We start from the raw sequence: 6116 nt of genomic DNA on the forward strand, positions 1-6116 counted from the left end.
CTCTATATTTTCAAAGAAGCTGCTTGTCCGTTTCATACCCCATGCGCCAACTAACGGCCCGCGTCGCCGCCAGCAAGCGCTGCGCCGCCGGGCCGTTTTCGTCGGCGTGAAACAGCGAGGTCGGGCCAACGATGGTCAGCACTGCGGCGATCTGTCCGACCGCATTGAACACCGGTGCCGACAGCGCATCCACCCCCGGCATCAACAAACCGTGCACATGATGCAGACCGCGCTCGCGGATTTGTTCGCACAGTTTCGTGTAAGCCATCTCGTCCTTGAGCGGATGCCCGGCGGCGGCGACTTCCATTTCGCGCAAGTCATCGGTTTCCCGATGCGGCAGGTAGGCGCTGAACACAAGCCCGGTCGAGGAGCTGAGCAGCGGCAATACCGAGCCCAATTGCGTTACCACAGTCACCGCGCGCACAGCCGGTTCGATATGCACCACGGTCGCACCTTGGTTGCCCCATACCGCCAGAAAGCAGGTTTCATTGAGTTCGTCGCGCAACTCGGACAAGGGCAGGGCGGCGACTTTCAGCACGTCCATGCTGTTGAGGGCGGCGAGGCCGACGCGCAGCGCTTCCCGGCCCAGACCGTAATGGTTGGTCGCAGCGTTCTGCTCGGCAAAACCTGAAGCGATCAACGCTTGCAGATAACGATGCACCTTGCTCGCCGGCATCTGCACGTGCTCGGCCAGGCGCGACAATGACGTCGATGGCGACAGCTCGGCCAGCGCCTTGAGGATGTCAGTGCCGACCTCGGCGGAGCGGACTTTCTGTTTGCCGTTGCTGTCGCTGGTTTTTTCCATGGGCTGGCGGTTCCGGTTCGAATGGGCGTCTTTATAGCTTGACGCTGGATAGCGAGCAAATTACGTTATGCGTAATCAGATTACGATAATAACAACCCCGGCGTGCCGAGACCTCTTAGCCAGAGCGATGGGCCACTGCCGACTCCCTGTTCAGGAGGCTCCATGAACTCCGATTCAACCGCTCAGGCCTTGGCGTATCAGTCCGGGTTCGGCAACGAATTCAGCTCTGAAGCGTTGCCCGGCGCGCTGCCCGTTGGCCAGAATTCTCCGCAAAAAGCCCCGTACGGCCTCTACACCGAATTGTTTTCCGGCACCGCGTTCACCATGGCCCGCAGCGAAGCGCGGCGTACGTGGATGTACCGGATTCAGCCGTCGGCCAATCACCCGGCCTTCGTCAAACTCGAGCGGCAAATCGCCGGCGGCCCGCTGGGCGAGGTGACGCCCAATCGCCTGCGCTGGAACCCGCTGGATATTCCGGCCGAACCGACCGATTTCATCGACGGGCTGGTGAGCATGGCCGCCAATGCCAGCGCGGAAAAACCGGCCGGAATCAGCATTTACAATTACCTCGCCAACCGTTCGATGGAGCGCGTGTTCTTCAATGCTGATGGTGAATGGTTGGTGGTGCCGCAACTCGGCCGTCTGCGTATCGCCACTGAATTGGGCGTGCTGGAAGTCGCACCGTTGGAGATCGCCGTGCTGCCGCGCGGTCTGAAATTCCGCGTTGAACTACTCGACGCGCAGGCGCGTGGCTATATCGCCGAAAACCATGGCGCGCCGCTGCGCCTGCCGGACCTGGGCCCGATCGGCAGCAATGGGCTGGCCAATCCGCGGGATTTTCTCAGCCCGGTCGCCGCTTACGAAAACCTGCAGCAACCGACCACGCTGGTGCAGAAATTCCTTGGCCAGTTGTGGGGCACGGAACTCAATCATTCGCCGCTCAACGTTGTCGCCTGGCATGGCAACAACGTGCCGTACAAATATGATCTGCGCCGCTTCAACACGATCGGCACGGTCAGCTTCGATCATCCCGATCCTTCGATCTTCACCGTGCTGACCTCGCCAACCAGCGTGCACGGCTTGGCCAACCTCGACTTCGTGATTTTCCCGCCGCGCTGGATGGTCGCCGAGAATACCTTCCGTCCGCCGTGGTTCCACCGCAACCTGATGAACGAATTCATGGGCCTGATCCAGGGCGAATACGACGCCAAGGCCGAGGGCTTCGTGCCGGGCGGCGCGTCATTGCATAGTTGCATGAGCGCCCACGGCCCGGATGGCGAAACCTGCACCAAAGCGATCAACGCCGAACTCAAACCGGCGAAGATCGACAACACCATGGCCTTCATGTTCGAGACCAGCCAGGTACTGCGCCCCAGTCGCTTCGCCCTCGAATGCCCGCAATTGCAACCTTCTTACGACGCTTGCTGGGCCACGCTGCCCGCCACGTTCGACCCGACCCGGAGATAACCCATGACGCAGAATTCCATCACCCGCAGTTGGGTCGCCTCGGCCAACGGCCATGCTGATTTTCCGTTACAGAACCTTCCGCTCGGTGTGTTCAGCCGTGAAGGTTCTGCGCCGCGCGCTGGGGTTGCGATTGGCGCGCACATCTTCGATCTGCAAGTAGCGCTGGAAGCCGGGCTGTTCGATGGTGCTGCGCGCAGTGCTGTCGAAGCCATGCACGGCGGTCAGTTGAATGCGTTTTTCGAACTCGGTCGCGAGGCACGGATTGCCTTGCGCACGCGTTTGCTGGAATTGTTCAGCGAAGGCAGCACCGTGCGCGGCAGTATCGAAGCGCAGGGGGCAAAACTGTTGCCTCTGGCTGCCGATTGCCAGATGCACCTGCCAGCACGCATCAGCGACTACACCGACTTCTATGTCGGCATCGAACACGCGCAAAATGTCGGCAAACTGTTTCGCCCAGACAATCCGTTGCTGCCCAACTACAAGCACGTACCGATCGGCTATCACGGCCGCGCCTCGACCGTGCGCGTATCCGGCACCGACGTGCGGCGCCCGAAAGGCCAGACCCTGCCGGCCGGTCAGACTGAACCGGTCTTTGGCCCCTGCGCGCGTCTGGACTACGAACTGGAACTGGGCATCTGGATCGGCCCGGGCAACGAGATGGGCGACTCGATCGCCATTGGCGATGCCGCGCAGCATATCGCCGGTTTCTGCCTGCTCAACGATTGGTCGGCGCGCGATATCCAGGCTTGGGAATATCAGCCGCTGGGGCCGTTTCTGTCGAAGAGTTTCATCACCAGCGTGTCGCCCTGGGTGGTGACGGCCGAAGCGCTGGAGCCGTTCCGCACCGCGCAACCAGCGCGTCCGCAAGGCGATCCGCAGCCGCTGCCGTATCTGTTCGATAAACGCGATCAGGACGGCGGAGCCTTCGACATCGAGCTGGAAGTGCTGCTGCTCACCGAAGCCATGCGCGAGCAGAACCTGCCGGCCCATCGTCTGACCTTGAGCAACACCCGCTACATGTACTGGACGGTCGCGCAGATGGTCGCGCATCACAGCGTCAACGGCTGCCAGTTGCAGGCCGGTGATCTGTTCGGCTCGGGCACCTTGTCCGGCCCCGATAGCGGTCAGTTCGGCAGCCTGCTGGAAATCACCGAGGGCGGCAAAAAGCCGATCGAGCTGGCGTCTGGCGAGGTACGTAAATTCCTTGAAGACGGTGACGAAATCATTCTGCGCGCACGCTGCGCCCGTGACGGTTTTGCCTCGATCGGCTTTGGCGAATGCCGCGGCAAAGTGCTGGCGGCGCGCTGACGGGAGCAGCTCATGGATCTCTATACCTATTACCGTTCGACCTCGTCGTACCGGGTGCGCATTGCGCTGGCGCTCAAGGGCCTGGAATATCACGCGCTGCCGGTCAACCTGATCGCGCCGGCGGGCGGCGAACATCGGCAAGCGGCGTATCTGGCGCTCAATCCGCAGGGCCGGGTGCCGGCCTTGCGCACCGATGGCGGCGCCTTGCTGATTCAGTCGCCAGCGATCATCGAATATCTCGAGGAACGTTATCCACAGGTGCCGTTGCTGCCGGATGATCTCGTCGCCCGTGCGCAAGTGCGTGGCGTGGCGGCGGTGATCGGTTGCGATGTGCATCCGCTGCACAACGTCAGCGTGCTCAATCGCCTGCGCCAGTCGGGGCAGGACGAGCCGCAGGTGGTCGAGTGGATCAGCCACTGGATCAGTCAGGGCCTGGCGACGGTGGAGCAGTTGATCGGTGAGAGTGGATTCTGTTTCGGTGAATGGCCGTGTGTGGCGGATGTCTATCTGATCCCGCAGTTGTATGCGGCTGAGCGCTTCAATGTGAGCCTTGAGGCATTTCCGAAAATCCGCCGGGTTGCGGCGTTGGCGGCGGAGCATCCGGCGTTCCTCAAGGCGCATCCGGCCAACCAGCCTGACACCCCGTAACTCTGCAGGCTCACTCCTACAGAGATCAGCGGCGTGCAAAAGAATCATAAAAACAAGACAGGTACCTTGCGATGCACAACCAGATTGCCAGCTTTCGCGCGGCACTCGACGCCCGCCCTGTGTCCCGTTATCAATGGTTGCTCTTGATCCTGCTGGCGCTGCTGCTGGTCACCGACGGCTATGACGCCCAGGTGCTCGGTTATGTGGTGCCGGCATTGGCCCAGGACTGGGGTCTGGAGAAATCGGCGTTCGGGCCGGTGTTCAGTGCCAACCTGCTCGGTCTCACCCTTGGTTCTCTCGCGGTGACACCACTGGCTGACCGCTTTGGCGTGCGGCGCATTCTGCTTGCCTGCGTGTTGATCTACGCGACGCTGACTGTGCTGATGGTCTTCGCCGACTCGCTGAACAGCCTGATGATCGCGCGCTTTATCTGCGGCATCGGCATGGGCGGGGCGATGCCCAGCGCCATGGCGCTGATGTCGGAATATTCGCCACCGCGCTTGCGCACCTTGATGGTGACGCTCGCGGCCTGCGGCTTTTCCTTCGGCGGGGCGGCCGGCGGTTTTGTCGCCGCCGGGTTTATCGACCGGTTCGGCTGGCAAGCGGTGTTCCTCGCCGGTGGCGTCACGCCACTGCTGCTGTTTCCATTCCTGTGGTGGATGCTGCCGGAGTCACTGCCGCGTCTGCTGCGTGACGCACCACCGTATGCGCGGCTGCGCAAAGTCAGCGCGCGGATGCTGCCGGACTGGCAGCCGCCGGTAGCCAGCGTCGAGCAGAACGAGCGCGAACAGGGCAGCAAACTGACTGTCGTGGAGTTGTTTCGTAACGGCTACGCACGGCCGACCTTGCTGATCTGGGCCACATTTTTCGTCAGCCTTATTCTGCTGTATTTCATGATCAGTTGGCTGCCTTCATTGCTGCTGGAAAGCGGCCTGAAGCTCAACGAAGCCAATCTGGTGACCTCGATGTTCCTGTTCGCCGGCACGCTTGGCGCGATCTGCATGGCCTGGTTCGCTGATCGCTTGAAGCACAAAGTGCGTCTGTTGTCCGGCGTGTTGGCCGGCGCGGCGCTGTGCACGATCCTGCTCGGTCTCAATCACGACAATCCGCGCTATCTAGTCGCCTGCGTATTCGCGGCCGGGTTCTGCATCATCGGCGGGCAACTGACGCTGAATGCGTTTGCCAGCAATTTCTACCCGGCGCACGTGCGCGCCACCGGCACCGGATGGGCCTTGGGCGTGGGGCGCTTCGGATCGATTCTCGGGCCGTTGTTCGGCAGCCTGTTGCTGGCGTTGCACATACCGGTGGCGCAGATTTTCTTTTTCTGCGCGATTCCAGCGGTCATCGCCGCACTGTTGATCATCCAGGTTCGCGCGCCTTCCGAGGCCAGGCAAAGTCCTGCGGGAGCCAGCCTGCTGGCGAAGAGCGATAGCGCGGTCTGACGGATAGACCGAGTCGCCCGCATCGCTAGCAGGGCTAGCTGCTCCCACATGAAATCGCGCATAACCATAGGTCGAGTGTCAGCTCGCCAGCCCTTCAAATCAAAAGCCCCTCACCCTAGCCCTCTCCCGGAGGGAGAGGGGACTGACCGTGGTGGATGCGAAAAGTACGCCGACCTGGAATATCGAGTGGAATGCAAATTTTGAATCCAACCCAAATCGGCTCCCTCTCCCTCCGGGAGAGGGCTGGGGTGAGGGGCGAATCCACCGCAAATCCAAAGCCAACCCGCTCCGCTCTTCACCACTCAACAATGAGCGCCAGCTCGAGTGCTCTTGATCTTGCCTAACCGGCGACATCGGAAGGCTGAGCGGAGGGATTGATCCGGGCGTGGGAGCGCAGCGACCGTACGACGAAGTCGTACACAGCGGAAGTAGGTGCAGCGAAGCAA

General features: G+C 61.7%; 5 protein-coding genes. 4 read left to right on the top strand and 1 reads right to left on the bottom strand.

Annotated elements, in window-relative coordinates:
* Positions 1 to 10: 10 nt before the first annotated feature.
* Positions 11 to 805, bottom strand: coding sequence for an IclR family transcriptional regulator (locus tag ACYYKW_RS23155; RefSeq protein WP_464991265.1), 795 nt, complete (start codon positions 803 to 805; stop codon positions 11 to 13).
* A gap of 162 nt (positions 806 to 967) precedes the next feature.
* Between ACYYKW_RS23155 and hmgA the strand changes: the two genes are divergently transcribed.
* The 4 genes from hmgA to ACYYKW_RS23175 all read left to right on the top strand — a co-directional run bounded on the left by hmgA (position 968) and on the right by ACYYKW_RS23175 (position 5670).
* Entirely contained in the window at positions 968 to 2272 is a 1305-nt protein-coding gene (hmgA, locus tag ACYYKW_RS23160; protein ID WP_336354904.1) for a homogentisate 1,2-dioxygenase, read from the top strand.
* 3 nt (positions 2273 to 2275) lie between these two features.
* Entirely contained in the window at positions 2276 to 3580 is a 1305-nt protein-coding gene (fahA, locus tag ACYYKW_RS23165; RefSeq protein WP_090281827.1) for a fumarylacetoacetase, read from the top strand.
* A 12-nt stretch (positions 3581 to 3592) separates the two neighbouring features.
* Positions 3593 to 4228, top strand: a complete 636-nt coding sequence (maiA, locus tag ACYYKW_RS23170; RefSeq protein ID WP_464991266.1) for a maleylacetoacetate isomerase — start codon at positions 3593 to 3595, stop codon at positions 4226 to 4228.
* A gap of 71 nt (positions 4229 to 4299) precedes the next feature.
* Complete coding sequence (locus tag ACYYKW_RS23175; protein ID WP_464991267.1) at positions 4300 to 5670, top strand: MFS transporter; 1371 nt, start codon at positions 4300 to 4302, stop codon at positions 5668 to 5670.
* The last annotated feature ends 446 nt before the right edge of the window (positions 5671 to 6116 follow it).

Source organism: Pseudomonas sp. 15C, from assembly GCF_055484735.1.

Coding starts and splice junctions, on each gene's coding strand:
- ACYYKW_RS23175 (WP_464991267.1), top strand. CDS start 4,300: ATGCACAACCAGATTGCCAGCTTTCGCGCGGCACTCGACGCCCGCCCT.
- hmgA (WP_336354904.1), top strand. CDS start 968: ATGAACTCCGATTCAACCGCTCAGGCCTTGGCGTATCAGTCCGGGTTC.
- maiA (WP_464991266.1), top strand. CDS start 3,593: ATGGATCTCTATACCTATTACCGTTCGACCTCGTCGTACCGGGTGCGC.
- ACYYKW_RS23155 (WP_464991265.1), bottom strand. CDS start 805: ATGGAAAAAACCAGCGACAGCAACGGCAAACAGAAAGTCCGCTCCGCC.
- fahA (WP_090281827.1), top strand. CDS start 2,276: ATGACGCAGAATTCCATCACCCGCAGTTGGGTCGCCTCGGCCAACGGC.